We start from the raw sequence: 17,480 nt of genomic DNA, 5'->3' as shown, positions 1-17,480 counted from the left end.
ACTCCAGAAGCGCCGACGTCGTTCAGAACAACCGAAAGGCACGGCTCGATGCACAACGTGACACCAGCGCTCAACCAGGTTGGTCGGGGCAGAACGCTCTGGTTGGCATTCTTGTCCGCGGTTGTCTCTCTTGCGGCCGCGTTTGCCGCGTCGGCCGCGCCGATCCCCCTGTTCAACACCTACCGTGCCGAGGACGGGTTCAGCAACGCCGACATCTCGCTGGCCGTTGTCGTCTACGACCTGCCCACTCTCGTCGCACTGTTGTCGATGGGACGGCTTTCCAATCATCTGGGCCGACGGCGCACCTCGATCGCCAGTCTCGCCCTGCTGGCACTGGGCTGTCTGCTGTTGCTGAACGTGCACGACGTCGGCACCCTGCTGGCCGGTCGGGTCTTGATGGGCCTCGGTGCCGGGCTGGCCAGTAGTAACGTCACCGCCTACATCGTCGACGCCGCACCAGCCAAGCCGGCCTGGCTGGCCTCCGTCGCCTCCAGTCAGACACCGATGGTCGGCCTCGCCATCGGGGCGATCGCCTCCGGCGCCCTTGTCCAATTCGGACCGTGGCAACGCCACCTGATCTACGTGGTCGCCATCGGCCTCCTACTGCTGGCTGCCGCACTCATCGCCATCAGCCCGGAAACCGTGACGCCGACGCCGGGCGCTTGGCGATCACTGCGACCCAGCGTCGGCGTCCCAGCGCGAGTCAGGCGTCTGCTTCCCGTCGCGGCCGCGGTGTTCCTCTCCACCTGGGCGACCGGGGCGTTCTACCAAGCCTTCGTGCCCGCACTGGTCGAAGAGCAACTCCACACCCGCAGCCCGCTCGTCCTCGGATTGGTGTTCGCCGCCTACATGGCCCCCAGCGCTCTCGGCGCTCCCCTCAGCGGCCGGTTCACACCCGCTGCGGCCCAACGCATCGGCATGATCGCCTTCCTGGCCGGAATGATCGGCATCATCACAGCGATCGCCACCGGCGCACTGGCGTTGTTCATCGCCGCGACCATCGTCGCCGGTGCCAGTCAAGGCATCGCCATCAGCGCCGCGACCCGAGGCCTGCTGCACGGCAGCACCCTGGCCGAGCGAGCGCCGATCTTCAGCGTTATCTACCTGATCTGCTACAGCGCCGCCGCCTTCCCCAGCCTCATCGCCGGCCAACTTTCCCACACCTTTTCGCTACCGCAGATCGCGCTGGGGTACGGCGGACTTGCTCTCGTCGCCACCGTGTTCACTGTCATCGCCGCACGCAACCCCGCACAGCTAGCGATAAGGACTATTTAGTCCAACCTCCATGCATGTATCCCGACTATGATTGCTTATAGTGGACCTTGTGGACCGTTATGGCCAAGACGGCGGCCGTGCTGACGAGCCTCCCACAGCGGAGACCGTCACAAGGCTGCACGCGATTCAGGAACCATTGCTGAACAACCTGCACTCGATACAGGACCTCGTCCACTGGCGAGACGAGATCGTCCGCCTTGGACAGAGACGCGACGACGGGATCTGCCCGCTTGGCGAGCTGGCCGAGCTGCTTGCCAACGGTGACAAGGCGGTTCGCGCGTGCTTCGCGGCATGGGAGTCGCTCCTGGTTGGCGGAATCACCCGGGTCAGGGACAGCGGCGACCTCGCGGCGGACGCCGATCCGCAAAGGCTCGCGACCGGCCTGATGGCCGCGCTACAGGGCGGTCTGCTGCTCACCCGCACCACCCGTGACGTGCGGCAGTTGGAGGTGGCCCTGGACATAGCCCTCGGCTACGTCCGCGCACACGCCATCACGCCGTAAGGAACGACTTCACGTGGTCAAGCGCCATATCGAGGGCGATCTCCATGGGCTTGATGTCATGCGCGGTCTCAGCAAGGAGGTACCCGCCTTGCAAGGCCGCCATCAGACCCGTGGCGAGCTTCTCCGGGTCTGCGTCCGACCTGAGCACCCCGCTGTCCCGCATCCGCTGCAACCCGGCGGCGAGCAGCCCCTCCCATTCCACGAACGCCTCGGCGAGCATGGAGCGGGCCTGGTCGTCCTGGTCGGCGAGCTCGCTGGCCATCGAGCCGAGCGCACAGCCGTAGGCGCCGTTCTGCAACGCGTTTCGCTGAACCAGCGCATCCCGCCAGCGGACCAAACCCCGGAACGACTTCAGGCGCTGAAGGGAGCCCCGTTCGCGCTCGAGGATCTGCGCCGCACGCGCGGCGACCACCGCGCGGACCAGTTCCTCCTTGTCCGGGAAGTGGTTGTAGAGCTGGGACTTGCTCGTATTGCTCGCGGCCCGGACGTCGTCCAGTGTCGTCGCGTTCACGCCTTTGACGTACATCAGGTCAGCAGCAGCCGCCACGATGCGCGCGCGGGTGGCGGCCCCACGAGGCGTCAACGTCCGCCCCGGCTGTGCGTTCTCCGGCCTGCTCACGCGCCTTAGGCTACCCTGCTTGATCGCACTCGCCGCATGGACTGTGCGGTCCCGCCCAGCCGGTGAGCCGTGCGACGCCACCAGGCTCTGGAGCCGCGCAGCGGTTACCGAAGTTTGTGGCCCCCGTGTGCGGGGCGCGTGAGTGGGTAGGCCATGTCCATGACTGGCATACGTGTTGTCGTTGTCGGGGCGACCGGAAACGTGGGAATCGGCGTGGTCAGGGAGCTGACGGCCGCCAACGAGGTGGAGTCGGTCGTTGGTGTCGCGAGACGGCCACCGGACTGGAGTGCGGCGAAACTGAACTGGGCCGAGGCGGACTTCACGACTGATGACCTGGCCGGGCTCTTCCGCGGTGCGGACGTGGTCGTTCACCTCGGCTGGCTTTTCCAGCCGACTCGCCGCCCGGCCGTCACATGGGCCAACAACGTCACGGGCGGCAGGCGGGTGTTCGACGCGGTGGCCGAAGCGGGTGTCCCCGCGCTTGTCTACGCCTCATCTGTTGGCGCCTACTCCCCTGGCCCCAAAGACGAGCAGGTCAGCGAGAGTTGGCCGACAGACGGCTGGCCTGGTGCGGCGTATCCGAGTGAAAAGGCGTACCTCGAACGTGTTCTTGACACGTTCGAACTGTCGCATCCGGACATCCGCGTCGTCCGGATGCGCCCGGGCTTCATTTTCCAGACAGGCGCGGCCAGCCAGCAACGACGGCTCTTCGGCGGCCCGTTCTTGCCCAACCGACTCGCCCGGCCGGGCATCGTGCCCGTGGTCCCCAAGCTGCCTGGCCTTGTTTTCCAGGTGTTGCACACCGATGACGCGGCTGCCGCCTATCGCGCGGCCGTGCTGAAGGACGTCCGTGGGGCGTTCAACATCGCGGCGGACCCGATCGTCGATGCCGACGTTCTGGCTGATTGCCTCCGGGCAAAGGTGGTGAACGTCCCCGCAAGGCCGGTGCGCGCGGCGCTGGCCGCAGCGTGGCGGCTGCATCTCGTTCCAGCGTCCCCCGGGTTGTTCGACACCGTCCTGCGGGTGCCGGTGATGGACACATACCGCGCCCGAACCGAACTCGGCTGGACTCCTCGATATACCGCCAAGGACGCGATTCGGGCCTTCCTGCTCGGCCTGCGGCACGGATCTGGTCTGCCAACGCCGCCACTGGCGTCCTCAGTGGAGGGTGGACGTTGGCACGAGCTGAGCACCGGTGTCGGCGAACGGCCCTGACAGGGGCGGCCACTAGTGGTTGCGATCGGGAGTTCGTTGGGGGTATTCGGCGGATCCAGGTTTTCGCTGAGTGCCGGGCGAAGGGGCCGGTACCGGTGTTGTACCGGCGCCTTTGGTCGGTGCTGCCCAGAGGAAAATCTGGCTAGGAGGCCGCTGAATTAGGGTGGTTTGCGGGTTGGTTGTCACCGAGTGATGGCAGGCGAGGACCTGGGCCTTGCTGATTATGGGTGATGCTGGGCGTTCAGGGAGCCCAGGGCGGTTGCTCGACGAGGTTCACAACTCCCAAGACTGGGGGTTGGGCCGTGGTTTCCCTCAGGTAGCCAGGGTCCAAGCGCCCGCCGTATGGGTCAGGCCGCGACCGATGAGGTTGCGGAGGTTCAAGGCTGCGGTGCGGCGTTTGAGCCAGGCGTTGTTCTTGCCGGTGCCTAGATATCGGAGTTTGAGACGTCGGCCACCGCGGCTGGCGATCTGGGAGATGACCCGTTCCACGTTGGGGCGGAACGTCCTGTAGCTCTCGCGCAGTTCGGGCTTGTCCGCCCAGTCGCGTCGGGCTTGGCGCAGCAGGTCATCTCGTGGGTGCAGAACGATTTTACGGCCGGTCTTGGACGTGGTGCACTGTGCACGCAGTGAGCAGGCACGACAGAGAGCGCCAAAGGTGGCGACCCGGGTCCGGCTGATCGGGCGGGTGATGTCGTTGGGGCAGGTGACCGTGCCCGCTTGCTCGTCCACGGTGAAGTCGTCCACGGTGAAGTCGTCCACGGTGAAGTCGTCCACGGTGAATCCGCCCTCGACCGGAGCCCGCAGCGGCTTGGGCTTGATCACCGCCTCATGCCCGGCATCGTCGATCCCACCGCGTAGATCCCCTGTGCCATAGGCGGAATCGCCGTGCCACGCGCGCTTGCCGTCCTCGGCGTCGAGGAACTCCTCGGCCACAGCGGGGTCGGAGTTCTCCGTGCCGGCGGCCGTGGTCACCTTCTCGTCGGTGACGATCCCGGTCTCGGGCTCGGCCGCCACGTGCGCCCGATACCCGTCCCGCCGGTTCTCCGGGGACTTGCGGGTATGCCGCGCATCCGGATCCACTGTGGACACCACCCGGTCCGGGGCGACCTTGCGGGCGATCCGCCACCGCCCATCAGTGCCGTCACTGCCCTCGGCGGGCTCGACATCCTGACCGGCGACCAACGCCAGCAACGCCAACGCGAACTCCGCGTCGCCTTCCAGTTCGGTATCGGCCAGCGCCGCCACCAGCGCGTTCGCATCGTTGACCAGCGCGGAGACCAGCGCGTCCCTGGCGGCCGGGTCGTCCCAGTCGATCCTCGGCTTGTCCGGCCGACTGTAGTCATGGCCGGTACACACCTTCGCGATCTGCCCCGCCGCGCCGGGCACCTGCCGATCCACCCGCCGGATCGCCGAGATCAGCTGGGTGATGGTGTCCTGGGTGGCGACCGCGTCGGCCAGGATCGTGGAATCCACCGCCCGCTTGCGGCGGCCACGCAGGATCCCGGTCTCCTCGACGACCGTGCGCACCGCGTCGTTGATCCGATGCGGCCGCCCCGAGGTGGCCAGTCGTTTGCGCCAGTACACCAGCGTCGAGGGGTCGAATCCCTTGTCGTCCAATGCCATCCCGGTCGCGACCTTCCACCGCAGGTCACACCGGGCCGCCTCAGCGGTCTCCCGATCCGAGAGATCATGCAGGGTCTGCAACACCAGGATGGAGGCCATCACCGACGCCGGGATCGAGGGCCGTCCCTTGCCCGAGGGGAACAGATCCTCGAACTCTCCATCGGGGAACAGATTCCGGCGATGCCCGGCCAGGAACGCGAACATGCTCCCCGCCGGGACCAGATGACCGACCAGCGCCTCCGCGTCCAGCAGCTCCCGATCACCACGCTCCACACCCTGCATGAAACGATTCTCCCAGCTCAAACCCACATCCTGGGGCGACACGCCGATTATTCAGCGGCCTCCTAGCGGGAAGCTGGGCCGTCGAGACCCCCGACAGACTTACGATCGTGACCACTAGCGTCCATTCGGACGCGCAGTTCGCCGCGCACACGGTAGGCGCACGCGGCTGGTGGAATCACGATGCTTGTGACGACCATCCGGGTGATCTCGGACGCGGATCGCGGACCAGGCACGATGCGTTCGTACGCGAAGTAGGCCGTGAGAGCCGCCCACACCGCTGCGGCGCCCTTCCGCCGCCCTAGCAGAGCGGACATCAAAGCCACGGTAGTGAGCGCGTGCCGCCGCAACCGCGTGGGATACGCACCGACCTTCGCACGCCAATCCCGACCGTGCACATGGCGCATCAACGCGTCATCCATGTTTCCACGTTGTGCCTTGACGCTTGCGAAGAAACCGGACGGACGCACCGGATGCTTGGTGACGCGTTCCCCGGACACGATCTGGTACCCGGCTTCCTGGATCCGCAGCGCCAAATCGGCATCCTCCCGATACGCCCGGGGGAATCGCTCGTCGAACCCGCCGACCGCCTGCAACGCGGCACGCCGGTACGCCATGTCGGCAGTGATCCATTTGGCGACCATCAGCCCGGCTGTCCCGCGTTCCCAATCGGTCGGATCGCGGTCCTGCGACAGCGGAACGTCGATTCGTGCCTGACTGGCCGCAACATCCTCCGACAGGTTGGTCAGATCCTTGACGAGCCGCCGCTTCCACTCCGGGGACGGCACAACGTCGTCGTCCAGGAACGCGATCCATTCCGTCGTCGTCGCGCGCCACCCTGCGTTACGGGCCGCTGCCGGTCCCTGGCCGCCGGTACGCAGCACCCGCACGTCATCTCCAAGCACGAACTGTGGGTAGCGCACAGGCCGGTCGTCGACCACGACGATCTCACGCGGCACCGGGCCGTCGGCTTCACGCAACGCCTGCAGGACGACGTTCAAGCTTGTGCGACCCATCGTCGGGATCACCACTGTGTAGTTCACCCTTTCCCCTTTCTGATCCGGGTGATCGTCGCCGTGGTGGACTGGCCAGCCACGTGATCGAGAATGGCGACCTCACCGCCGAACGACCGGACCATCCCGCTCTCCGGCAACGTCGTGTAGTCGCCGCCTTTGGCGTACACATCGGGCTTGATCAGTTCGATCAGTCTGGCTGGAGTGTCCTCCGTGAACTGGACAACATAATCCACACAGGACAGTCCAGCGAGGACTGCGGCGCGATCGGCCACCGTGTTCACCGGCCGGTCAGATCCTTTCAACCGGGTCACACTGGCGTCGTCGTTCAGTGCCACGATCAACACGTCGCCGCGTTGCTTGGCTTGCTCGAGGTAAGTCACGTGACCACGGTGCAGGACGTCGAAACAGCCGTTGGTGAACACGATCCGGTGCCCAGCGGCGCGGTGTCGGGCAACGAACTGAACGAGACTCTCGGTCACGGCCACGACGACTCATTCGGTGCGCAGACGACAAGTTCCCTGATCTCACAGTCAACCGGCTGGTTGAGCGCGTGCAATACAGCGGCGGCCACGTTGTCCGGCGCGTTGAGCTGTTCCATGTCCGGCGGGCGGTACTTCTCTTCGCGACCGTCGAAAAAGGACGTTCTCATTCCACCAGGAACGAGCAGCGTCACACCGATCCGGCCCGCGGTCTCCGCAGCCAGCGCTCGGGTGAAGCCAACAATCCCGAACTTCGAGGCACAGTACGCGGTTGCCTCGGGCAACGCACGCAAACCGAGTGTTGATGCCACCGTCACGACGCGTCCATGAGAGCGTTCCAGGTGCGGCAACGCTACCCGCACGACCGAGACCGTGCCGAACAGGTTCACTTGGACGACTCGTTCCCAGTCCGAAGCGGACACTCGTCCCAGCGGTCCGCAGCTGTCGATGCCCGCCGCGGTGACGACCGCGTCCAAACCTGCATAACGGTCAGCCGCTTCGGCGGTTGCACGTTCAGCCGCGGCGCTGTCGGACAAGTCGACCGACAGGAAGTCGGTGACATGCGCCGTCGGTGCCGCTTTGTCGAGAACGACGGCGCGCCCACCGTCCGCCATGACGGCTGAAGCCACGGCCGCACCGAGTCCGGACGCGCCGCCGGTGATCAGAACTGTCTTCATCGAGTTTCCCCTTCCACAACTCCAACACCGGAGACTCCTCCGGCGGCGAGGAACCGGCTTGCCGCGTCCACACCGGACCGAACGGCTTCGAACAGACTGGCACCGTGCATCAGTCCTGTAGCGACGGAAGCGGCGAAGCAGTCGCCCGCACCGCACGGGTCGACAACGTGCGCCGGAGGTGCGGCGACGTGCAGCGGACCGTCACCAATGTCCAGGACAGCCCCGTCCGAACCAGTAGTCACCACGACAGCATCGGCAAGCCACATGTCCCGCAGGATCCCGGCGGCTTCAACCAAGCGCCCGCCGCACGCCGAAACCGCTTCCTCACTGTTCGGTGTGACCAGACAAACCCCGGCAACCGGTGAGGCACCACGCGGATGTGGATCCCAGACGACCAACCTGTGGTTACCCAGCACAGCCCGCAGGCGCTCATTCCTCGTCATGCCACGGCCATAGTCGGACACGAGAACTGCGTCCGCGGCCACTACCGCGTCCAGCATGTCGTCGGTGACCACGGGATCGCCCTTACCTCCACGGTCGATCCGCGCCAAGGATTGCCCATCGCAACGCACCCGGGTCTTGACCGGAGTCGCGGCCCAGGACGGGCCGGCGACAATAGTCATATCGCCCAATGCTTTGCGGAGTTGGTCTCCGTCCACATCGTCGGCGATCGCGGTCACCAAAGTGACGTCGTCGGCTGGTGCCAACATCGCCGCGAGACCAGCACCGCCCGGGCGCTTGCTTTCGCTCGTCAGGTCGACGACCGGGACCGGCGCGTCCGGGCACAAGCGCGTGGTCGTACCTACCAGATCGACGTCGAGCAGCGTGTCACCCACAACCACGAGGTTCATGACACCCGCCGTTCCACAGCCGGGACTCCGATGGCCGCTTCGAACACCTCGCACATAATGTGCACGGCAGCCAGTTGTGCCTCCTGCACAGTGCATGGTTCGCCGGGCAGGGCAAGGGTTTCGTGGGCGATGTCGGCCAGCGGGTTGGGGCGGGCACCGGTCATCGCCCACACCGTCAGACCACATCGGACGCCCGCTGTGGCGGCGTGCAGGAGGTTGCTGCTGCGGCCGGACGTCGTGAGCAGGACGAGCATGTCTCCGGGGCGTCCGTGCGCAGCGACTTGCCGTGCGAAGACTTCGTCGTAGCCATAGTCGTTGCTGATCGCGGTCACGCTGGAAGACTCGGCGCACAGAGCGATAGCGGAATAGGGTTCACGGTCGCTGCGGTAACGTCCGACCAGTTCGGCGGTCAGATGCTGGGCTTCGGCAGCCGATCCGCCGTTGCCAGCAGCCAGCAGCCGCCCACCTTCGGGCAATCGTTCGGCCATCATCCGTCCCCATCGGACAAGTACGTTGCTTTGGCTCCGCAGGGTGGAAAGTGTCTCCGTCAATGCGTCAATGTGGATACGCGGGTTCACAGTCCCTCCCCGAAGAGTTGGTCCGTGGACTGTGCACCGCGGGCCCGTGTGTAGACACGGGCGGTGTCCTGGGCTACTCGGTCCCAGGAGTAGCGGGCGACCACTCGGTCCCTGCCTGCCAAGCCGAATGACTCGGTCATCACCTCGTCGCCGAGGAGATTTTTCACCGTGCACGCCAGCGCGTGCGGAGACCGGGGCGGGATATGCAAGCCGGTCACGCCGTCCACCACGGTGTCGATCAAGCCGCCTACCGCGGACGCGATAACCGGGCGGGCGCACGCCATCGCCTCCAAGGGAACGATTCCGAACGGCTCGTACCATGGAGCGCACACCACCGCGGCCGCCGACCGTAGCAGCGGCGGCATCTCACTTCGGGATACGGAACCAAGCAGCCGCACCCGCTCGGCGACACCGAGGTCTTCGGCTTTCCGCATCAGGGCCATCGCTTCCGGGTCCGCACTGAGCCGATCGCTCGGTGGGCCGCCCGCGATCGCCAGTTCGACGTCCGGAAGGCCGGGCAACGCCTCGATGATCGTATCGAATCCCTTGCGGGGAACCAGTCGTCCAGTCGCGACTATCCGATGTGGATCGGCGGAACCACCCGGCACGAACTTCGACACGTCCACTCCACATGGCACAACCGAGATCCGGTCGCGGGGCACGCCCATCCGGACCAGTTCGAACACTTCGTCCGTGCACGTGGCCGCGATCCTGGCGACATGGTTGCCGACAAACCGTTCGATCCGGATTCGCTCGGCTGGGCTGGTGTCCGCGTTGCCCTGGTACCGCTTCTTCACCGTCCCCAATGCGTGGAACGTCTGTACCACAGGCACACTCAGCACGCGTCCGGCCAAAACCGAAGCCAAGCCGGACATCCAGAAGTGCGCGTGCACCACGTCCGGTCGCCAGTCGGTCAAGCGCTCACGCAGTGCCATGCCGAAATCCGCCATATGCGGGAGCATTTCGTCCTTGCCAAGCCGTTCGGCCGGCCCAGCGTGGATGTGCCCGACGCGGTATCCGTCCGATACGGACACCTCGTCGGGCAGGCCCGGCGCGTCCCGCCGGGTGTAGACGACGACTTCGTGTCCACGACGGCACAGCGCCGCGGACAACTCCGCGACATGCACGTTCTGCCCACCGGCATCGACGTCGCCCAGTGCGGCCAGTGGACTGGCGTGTTCGGAGACCATCGCGATCCTCATGTGCTCACCTCCATCAGCAGCTCGTCCCACTCACGCAGGAATCTCGCCAGCCCGTAGTGGGCCAGCGCGTGTTCACGAGCTCGTTTACCCATCTGACGCGCTGTTTCCGGCTCGGCCATGAGTAACCGCAGCCCGTCGATCAGCTCGTCGAGGTCCGCCGAGACGATCCCGGCATCCGGTGGTACCGCGCGGGATGCCTCAGTCGTGGCCAGAGCGAGCACAGGCATGCCGAGGTGCATCGCCTCGATCAGCGACAGACCCAACGACGTCCACCTCGTCAGGTGCAGGTAGACCCGCCGTCGGCACATCTCGTCGAACAACGACTCGCTGCGCAGGTCACCGATGCAGGTCACGTCGAGCAGGCCGGCCAGCCCCATGCCGAAGACGTCGATCGGGGCGTGCGCCGCGAACACCGGATACAGATCGGTGCCGGTGATCCGGCCACGGCGAACCGGTTCGTTGGTGACCACGGCGACTCGTTCCATCTCACCGGAGTACCGCTGCCCTGGGTCTGGGATTCCGTGTTCGATCACGGTCGTCGGCGCGTTGCCCGAGTCCCACATCAGGTTGTTGAAGTGCGTCACGTGCACAAGCCACACATCGTCGCGGTCCGCCATGGGGTGCCGGGTATACGGTATGTCGCCTTTGGGAGTGTTGTGCTCCACATAGATCACTGGCAGGCCCAGCTGGTCGGCGACGTCGACGTGCTCAGGACTTTGTGCCAGCACGAGGTCGATCGACGCATCCGCGAGACCCCCGGCCGGGATTTCCATGGCACTGGCTGGCCAGTCCCTGCCCTGCCGGCCACCGCCTGACGGTCCGGTCGGCAGCAGGTACGTGTGTCTACCTTGGACGATGGATGTCGTCCACGAACCGTGCACATGCCAGACGAGGATGTTCATGTCAGCCTCCGTACCGCGGCCATCACATCGGCGGCGGTGATCGAGTTCAGGCAAGGGTGACCGTCCACAGGACACTCGGTTGCCCGAGTGCCTCGGCAGTCCGAGTTCTGGTGGCCGAGGACGGCTACCGGTACGCCGTACGGCTTCCATCGAGACGCGGGCACAACCGGTGCGAAGAGCGACACGACTGGCGTACCGACTGCGGCGGCCAGGTGCGCTGCGCCGGTGTTGCCCACCACGACCACGTCAGCGGTGGCCAGGACTCCGGCCAGTTCGGGGTAAGTCGTGCGGCCGCCCAAATCCACGCCGTCCGTCCCGGCGACCCATGCCGTCAGGTCCACTTCCTTGGGACCTCCGGTGACGACCACCCGGTGGCCTGCCCGGCGCAGCGCGGTCACGGCTTCGGCGCACCGATCCGGCGACCACGCCCTGGCGGGCGCGGACGCTCCTGGGTGGACCACCACATATGGGGCCACGCCGGTCAGCCCGCTCATGTCAGGTGGCTTGAGAATCCGAAGTTTGCCGTCGTCATCTGGGGGTAGTGCGAAGCCTGCCACTTCAGCTACGCACAGTGCGTTGAGCGGTTCTGGCTGGTCAGGCTCCACATCGAGCCCCGGCCGGACGCGATGGTCAAGCAACGAGCCCGGGTAGTCCGTCGAGATGGCCGCGATCTTTCGCACTCCCGCCATCCGCAGCAGCAACGCCATCGGCAACGGCGACTGGTGGAACGACGTCAGCACCACTGCTACATCAAACGGAGTCAACCGATCCACCAGACGTTGAACGTCCACAGCCGATACATCCGGTGGGTCGGCCAGAATCCACGGACAGGACCACTGCCATACGTTCGCGACGTCAGGCAACAGTTCCGCCGCCTGCCTGCCCTTGGGGCCGCAGAGATACGTGACCTCCGCACGGGTCGCGACCGCGCGGACCGCCGGACCGGTGGTCAGCACATCGCCATCGCTGTCCAGCCGCACGACCAGCGCCTTCACGACAGCACCCATTCGACAGCCGCCAGCAGGTCCGATGCGGTCACCGGCGCCCGATGGACCTCATCGGACCGGGTCACCGTGGTCGGGACGAGAACCGCCCGGGCGCCCGCGTTGTCCGCCGCCAGGATGTCGCTTTCGATGTCGCCAATGACCACCACATCCGCCGGACTGACCCGCAACTGCGCACATGCGGCGAAAATCAGACCTGGCGCGGGTTTACGGCACGAGCAGCCATCATCCGGACCGTGTGGACATATCTGCCAGGTGTCGAAAGGACCGAGGATCTGGTCCACTCGCGCGTTCACGCTCTCCACCTGGGACTCGGTAATCAGGTCCCTGGCGATCCCGGACTGGTTGGTCACCACTCCGGTCCGTACTCCAGCCGCACGAAGCCGCGTCAAGGCTTTACCTGCCAACGGGAGCGGCTCGACCAGAGCCGGATTCCCGTTGTACGGCCGATCCTTGATCAACGTGCCGTCGCGATCGAACAGCACGACTGTCGGATTCATACTGACGGACATTGCCGGAGAAGTGGTGCGTAAACCGAAGTGACACCACTACTTCTCGCGCCGGTCGCGTCTGCCCACTGATACCAGTGTCAAACCTGCTTCCGCCACCTTCGACGCGGGAAGCAGGCCACGCGTGTCCACGATGACCGGGTGCGGAGCCGCCGACGTGACCCGTGACCAGTCCAGTTCGGCGAACTCGGGCCATTCGGTCAGCACCGCGAGCACAGATGCTCCCTCAGCCACCGCGTACGGTGAGGCCACGACACGCACCGCACCCACCTGGCGCCCCGTCGGCACGCAAGGGTCATACCCGGTCAACAAGGCTCCTTCAGCCGCGAGCAATTCGGCGACGGCCAGCGCTGGGGAGTCCCGGATATCGTCGGTTCCAGCCTTGAATGTCAGCCCTAATAGTCCTACGTGGACGCCGGAGAGTGCCCCGCCCGCCGCCTTCCTGATCTTGTCGGTCACGCGGTGTGCCTGTCGCGCGTTTGTCGCGATTGTGGCGTCCAGCAAGGGGAAGTCCACTTCGGCCGCCGCGGATGTGGACAACAGCGCCTTTGTGTCCTTTGGCAGACAGGAGCCACCCCAGCCTGGGCCTGGGGTGAGAAAGGAGGAGCCGACTCGCTGGTCGAGCCGCATTCCCTCCGCGACATCCGAGATGTCGGCGCCTAGCTCCTCGCACAACTCCGCCAGGGTGTTGACGTAGGACAGTTTCATTGCCAGGAAGCAGTTGCTGGCGTACTTCACCAGTTCCGCGCTGGCGCTGCTCGTCATCAGGACAGGTGCGTCAGTTCCGGCGTACAGGCGTGCGACTTTCCGAGCCGCGTGCTTGTCGGCCGAGCCCACGACCACCCGCTGCGGATGCAAGAAGTCCTCGACGGCATGTCCCTCTCGAAGGAACTCCGGATTGGCCACGACGGTCGTCCTACCAAGCGATGCGACGATACGGTCCACAGTGCCCACAGGCACAGTGGACTTGACGACTACCACACAACGCGGCGAGATCTGCTCGCGCAGCTGTGCCAGTACAGTTGAGACGGCAGTCAGGTCGGCTGCCCCATCGTTGCCAGTCGGAGTCGGTACCGCGAGGAACACAAAGTCCACTTCAGACAATGTGCCGGGCAGGCCGTGAGCGAACCGCAGCCGTCCGGATCGCAATTCCTCAGCCACGATCTCCGCGAGAGCGGGCTCGTGCAAGCTCACCTCCGCGCGGGACAGCGCGGCCACTTTGGCCTCGTCGACGTCCGCGCCGACAACATTGTGCCCGAGCCGGGCAAAGCACGCGGCGGTCGTCAGCCCGACGTAGCCCGTGCCGATGACTGCGATGCGTTGTGCTGCCACAGTTCACCTCCCTGCAGGTCGGCTACGGCCGTCAACACTTCGTCCACAGTGATGGCCAGCAGTCCGGGATCGGGCCGGTCAGCGAACGTGTCACCGGTCCGGCCATGCCACAGCGCCCGATGCGGGCCGGTCCGCGGCCCCCAATGCCCAGGCGAGACTGGGCCGAACAGCACCACCGATGGTGTCCGGTATGCGGTCGCCACATGGGCCACGCCAGTGTCACCACATACCACGAGCCTCGCGGCGGCGATCAGGTCAAGCAAACCTCCCACACTGCCGCCGATACGGGTGGGCACGCTCCCAGCAACCCGTTTCACGAGTTCTTTCTCCGAGGCGTCACCTGTCACGACCACGTCCGGGCCAAGCGCGCGCACCACCTCGGCGTACCGCTCGCCGGGCCACCGCCGCGAGCCATGACTGGCTCCAGGATGAACGACGGCAGGTCCGCGATGGCCTGTGGCGCCGAGGTGCAGATCGCTGGCGTCGGCAGGGATCCCGTTGCGGGCGAGCAAATCGCACCATCTGTCCACTTCGTGCCGATCGGGGTTCCACTGTTGATGGGCGATCAACCTGGCCGGGCACACCTTGGCCAGCAGCTGTGTACTTTGTGGACCGATGCCGTGCAGGTTCACGGCAAGGTCTGGCGGAGATCCGGGCCAGTCGATCGGAACGAGGCCTTCGGTAGGCAGCAGATGATCCACCGCCTGGATGCGGCTCACGGCGTCCGACAACCAGGCCGGTGCGGCGAGCGTGATGGTCGCGCCGGGATACGCTCGGCGCAGCGCGCGTAGGGCCGGAACGGCGGTCAGTAGATCGCCGAGTCCGAGGGCGCGCAACACCAGGATGTTCACCGGCGCACCACGAACGGCCCGATCGCCAGCAGGTCCACTGGCGCGGACCCGAAGCACTCCAATGCGTCGCGTGGATCGTCCACCATGGGCCGTCCGGCGGTGTTCAGGCTGGTGTTGACCACCACCGGCAAACCGGTGCGGTGGTTGAACTCCGCCAACATCCTGGCCAGCAACGGATCCTTCGCCGGGTCGACGGTCTGCGCACGAGCGGTACCGTCCACATGGACCACCGCTGGAATGCGGTCCTTCCATTCCGGACGGACATCGTGCACGAAAAGCATGTACGGACTGGGAATCGGGCCACGGGCGAACATCTCCGGCGCGCGGTCGAGCAAAACCATCGGCGCGATCGGCCGGAACTGCTCACGCCCCTTGACTTCGTTGAGACGCCCCAAGTTGTCGGCGAACCCGGGATGCGCCAGCAACGATCGACGGCCCAACGCACGCGGGCCGTACTCACCGCGTCCTTGGAACCACGCGACGATCTTGTTGGCAGCAAGGGCCTCGGCCACATCCGCCGCCACACTCCGCGGTTCGGAGTAGGCGATCCTGGCCCGGTCCAAGTAACCGCGGATCTCCTCGTCTGTCCATTCACGCCCCAGATCGGCACCGGCCATGGGCGACGCGGGCTCACCAGCTTCGGCGGCAAGGTGCAGTGCTGCGCCCAGCGCGGTACCCGCGTCCCCTGCGGCCGGTTGCACCCATACGTCCTCGAACGGGCCTTCGGCCAGAATCCGGGTGTTGGCGACACAGTTCAGCGCCACACCTCCGGCCATGGTCAGTCGCCGCTGGCCGGTTCGGTCATGCAGCCATCTGACCAGATCGAGCAGGACTTCCTCCACACGAACCTGAACGCTTGCCGCCAGTTCGGCGTGTTCGTCGGTCATCTCGTCATCCGCGGCGCGACGCTTGACGAGGGTGGCCCAGTCGATCGGCCGTACGGTGAAACCGCCGTCATCTGTGGCGTAGACGTGCTCGCGCATCAGATCCAGATGCTTCGGCTTGGCGTAGGAAGCCAGTGCCATGACCTTGTATTCGTCGCTGGACCTCAGGAACCCGAGGTGCTCGGTCAGTTCCTCGTACATCAGGCCCAGTGAATGCGGAAGCCGTTGTGTGGCAAAGGTCTCCAGCTTATGCCCACGGTAGCTGCCAGCGAGATGAGACGCGCACTCGCCACGCCCGTCGGACACCAGCACCGCGCAGTCACCGTCGAACGGGGCCGCCAAACCGGTCGATCCGGCGTGAGCCATATGGTGCGGGACGAACCGTACGATGTCCGGATCGAGGCCTGGCAACGCTGTGGCCAGGAAGTATGGCGAACGACGGGCGTACTGGGTGCGTAGCTCCTCCCAGTTATCGTCGAGTCCCTTTTGCCCCGGCTCGACCAGATTCGGGTCGTACGAGTAGGCCACCGCGTCCAGGTCACCGGGCTGCAGGCCAGCGTGTTCCAGACACCACCGAGCGGACTGTTCCGGCAACTCCCATGCGGAGAAAGGCACCGGACGTTTGCCGTGCTTGCGCCGGGAGAACCGCTCCTCCTCCGCGGCGGCCGCGATCTCGCCGTCCACGACAAGTGCCGCGGCTGGATCATGGAAGATGGCGTTGACGCCTAGGATCCGCATGGCTCAATTCCGTCCTGCCTGGACCATTTCCTTCAGTCCTTCGCGTAGGGAAACCTCCGGCCACCAGCTCAGAATCCGTTGTGCCGCGGTGATATCAGGGCACCGTCGGCGTGGGTCGTCGACCATGGGTTCGACAAGCCGGATGCCCGAACGGCTTCCGGTCACCTCGATCACCCGCTCGGCCACGTCGAGTACGGTGACTTCTTCCGGATTGCCAAGATTGATTGGCCCAGGGTGGCCGGACTCCGCCATCGCCAGTAGGCCGCGAACCAGATCGTCCACATAGCACAACGAACGAGTCTGATCACCCGTCCCGTGCACGGTCAGCGGTTCGCCGACCAGTGCCTGCCGGAGGAAAGTCGGGATCATCCGGCCGTCGTGCTGCCGCATTCGCGGCCCGTAAGTGTTGAAGATCCGGACGATTCCCGCTCGGGTGCCGTGTTCCCGGTGAAACGCGGCAGTCAGCGCCTCGCCGAACCGCTTCGCCTCGTCGTACACGCTGCGCGGTCCGACCGGATTGACGTTGCCCCAATAGGTTTCCCGCTGCGGGTGTTCGAGTGGGTCGCCGTAGACCTCACTCGTCGAGGCGACGACGATCCGCGCGCCGCACCCGCTGGCGTATTCCAGCGCTTGCCATGTCCCGAAGGCGCCGGACCGCATGGTGTCGATCGGCATCCGCAGATAGTCCACAGGGGACGCTGGGCAAGCCAGGTGAAGAACCAGGTCCACCTGGCCTGTCACGTCGATCAGCGTGGCCACGTCGGCGACCCGCAACTCGAAGCGGCTGTCGTCGAACAGGGGCGTGACGTTGCGGGGAGTGCTGGTGCGGAAGTCGTCGACACAGACAACGCGTGTGCCGCGCCGAAGCAACTCGGCGCACACGTGTGATCCGAGAAATCCGGCCCCGCCGGTCACCACCGCACGTTCGAAGGTCATAGCAACGA

The 17,480-nt window shown here is 65.9% G+C and carries 18 protein-coding genes; 3 read left to right on the top strand and 15 right to left on the bottom strand.

From position 1 onward, the window contains the following. Window positions 1-102: 102 nt before the first annotated feature. Together LWC34_RS12820 and LWC34_RS12815 are read left to right on the top strand one after the other, a co-directional pair. A complete protein-coding gene (locus LWC34_RS12820; protein ID WP_233725274.1) occupies window positions 103-1,275 on the top strand; it encodes an MFS transporter in 1,173 nt (390 codons plus the stop codon). A gap of 40 nt (window positions 1,276-1,315) precedes the next feature. Further along, window positions 1,316-1,777 carry a TetR family transcriptional regulator C-terminal domain-containing protein gene (locus LWC34_RS12815; RefSeq protein WP_233725273.1) on the top strand — a complete coding sequence of 154 codons (462 nt, stop codon included), beginning with the start codon at window positions 1,316-1,318 and terminating at the stop codon, window positions 1,775-1,777. On the opposite strand, the gene LWC34_RS12810 is transcribed toward LWC34_RS12815, so the two are convergent. Continuing rightward, window positions 1,767-2,396, bottom strand: a complete 630-nt coding sequence (locus LWC34_RS12810; RefSeq protein WP_233725272.1) for a TetR/AcrR family transcriptional regulator — start codon at window positions 2,394-2,396, stop codon at window positions 1,767-1,769. The genes LWC34_RS12815 and LWC34_RS12810 overlap by 11 nt on opposite strands. A gap of 159 nt (window positions 2,397-2,555) precedes the next feature. Here LWC34_RS12810 and LWC34_RS12805 point away from each other — a divergent pair, with 159 nt between their 5' ends. Continuing rightward, window positions 2,556-3,611 carry an NAD-dependent epimerase/dehydratase family protein gene (locus LWC34_RS12805; protein WP_233725271.1) on the top strand — a complete coding sequence of 352 codons (1,056 nt, stop codon included), beginning with the start codon at window positions 2,556-2,558 and terminating at the stop codon, window positions 3,609-3,611. A 312-nt stretch (window positions 3,612-3,923) separates the two neighbouring features. On the opposite strand, the gene LWC34_RS12800 is transcribed toward LWC34_RS12805, so the two are convergent. The 14 genes from LWC34_RS12800 to LWC34_RS12735 form a co-directional block, all read right to left on the bottom strand. Continuing rightward, on the bottom strand, window positions 3,924-5,516 hold the full coding sequence (locus LWC34_RS12800) for an IS1182 family transposase (protein ID WP_233725270.1): 1,593 nt from the start codon (window positions 5,514-5,516) through the stop codon (window positions 3,924-3,926). Window positions 5,517-5,578: 62 nt separating this feature from the next. Then, entirely contained in the window at window positions 5,579-6,556 is a 978-nt protein-coding gene (locus tag LWC34_RS12795) for a glycosyltransferase family 2 protein (RefSeq protein WP_308200027.1), read from the bottom strand. Beyond that, complete coding sequence (gene rfaE2 / locus LWC34_RS12790; RefSeq protein WP_233725269.1) at window positions 6,553-7,014, bottom strand: D-glycero-beta-D-manno-heptose 1-phosphate adenylyltransferase; 462 nt, start codon at window positions 7,012-7,014, stop codon at window positions 6,553-6,555. The genes LWC34_RS12795 and rfaE2 overlap by 4 nt, the downstream gene beginning before the upstream one ends. Further along, window positions 7,005-7,685, bottom strand: coding sequence for an SDR family oxidoreductase (locus LWC34_RS12785; RefSeq protein ID WP_233725268.1), 681 nt, complete (start codon window positions 7,683-7,685; stop codon window positions 7,005-7,007). Before LWC34_RS12785 ends, rfaE2 begins: the two co-directional genes overlap by 10 nt. Beyond that, the gene (locus LWC34_RS12780) at window positions 7,682-8,536 is read right to left on the bottom strand and encodes a bifunctional heptose 7-phosphate kinase/heptose 1-phosphate adenyltransferase (RefSeq protein WP_233725267.1); all 855 of its coding nucleotides are present in this window, start codon (window positions 8,534-8,536) and stop codon (window positions 7,682-7,684) included. The genes LWC34_RS12785 and LWC34_RS12780 overlap by 4 nt, the downstream gene beginning before the upstream one ends. Further along, complete coding sequence (locus LWC34_RS12775) at window positions 8,533-9,102, bottom strand: D-sedoheptulose-7-phosphate isomerase (protein ID WP_372496536.1); 570 nt, start codon at window positions 9,100-9,102, stop codon at window positions 8,533-8,535. Before LWC34_RS12775 ends, LWC34_RS12780 begins: the two co-directional genes overlap by 4 nt. A gap of 8 nt (window positions 9,103-9,110) precedes the next feature. Next, entirely contained in the window at window positions 9,111-10,316 is a 1,206-nt protein-coding gene (locus tag LWC34_RS12770; protein ID WP_233725265.1) for a glycosyltransferase, read from the bottom strand. Next, complete coding sequence (locus LWC34_RS12765) at window positions 10,313-11,218, bottom strand: glycosyltransferase (protein WP_233725264.1); 906 nt, start codon at window positions 11,216-11,218, stop codon at window positions 10,313-10,315. The genes LWC34_RS12770 and LWC34_RS12765 overlap by 4 nt, the downstream gene beginning before the upstream one ends. Further along, the gene (locus LWC34_RS12760; RefSeq protein ID WP_372496474.1) at window positions 11,215-12,213 is read right to left on the bottom strand and encodes a glycosyltransferase family 9 protein; all 999 of its coding nucleotides are present in this window, start codon (window positions 12,211-12,213) and stop codon (window positions 11,215-11,217) included. Before LWC34_RS12760 ends, LWC34_RS12765 begins: the two co-directional genes overlap by 4 nt. Then, window positions 12,210-12,722 (bottom strand): D-glycero-alpha-D-manno-heptose-1,7-bisphosphate 7-phosphatase, encoded by a 513-nt coding sequence (locus LWC34_RS12755; protein WP_233725262.1) that lies wholly within the window; start codon window positions 12,720-12,722, stop codon window positions 12,210-12,212. Before LWC34_RS12755 ends, LWC34_RS12760 begins: the two co-directional genes overlap by 4 nt. A gap of 48 nt (window positions 12,723-12,770) precedes the next feature. Next, complete coding sequence (locus LWC34_RS12750) at window positions 12,771-14,063, bottom strand: UDP-glucose dehydrogenase family protein (protein ID WP_233725261.1); 1,293 nt, start codon at window positions 14,061-14,063, stop codon at window positions 12,771-12,773. Then, complete coding sequence (locus tag LWC34_RS12745) at window positions 14,015-14,914, bottom strand: glycosyltransferase family 9 protein (protein WP_233725260.1); 900 nt, start codon at window positions 14,912-14,914, stop codon at window positions 14,015-14,017. Before LWC34_RS12745 ends, LWC34_RS12750 begins: the two co-directional genes overlap by 49 nt. Continuing rightward, entirely contained in the window at window positions 14,911-16,536 is a 1,626-nt protein-coding gene (locus LWC34_RS12740) for a carbamoyltransferase family protein (protein ID WP_233725259.1), read from the bottom strand. The genes LWC34_RS12745 and LWC34_RS12740 overlap by 4 nt, the downstream gene beginning before the upstream one ends. Before the next feature lie 3 nt (window positions 16,537-16,539). Then, window positions 16,540-17,472, bottom strand: a complete 933-nt coding sequence (locus LWC34_RS12735) for an NAD-dependent epimerase/dehydratase family protein (protein ID WP_233725258.1) — start codon at window positions 17,470-17,472, stop codon at window positions 16,540-16,542. Window positions 17,473-17,480: the final 8 nt, after the last annotated feature.

It is taken from the genome of Kibdelosporangium philippinense (assembly GCF_021390435.2).
GTDB lineage: Bacteria > Actinomycetota > Actinomycetes > Mycobacteriales > Pseudonocardiaceae > Kibdelosporangium > Kibdelosporangium philippinense.
The sequence above is the reverse complement of the archived record's forward strand: the minus strand, read 5'-3'. Positions and strand labels throughout refer to the sequence as shown.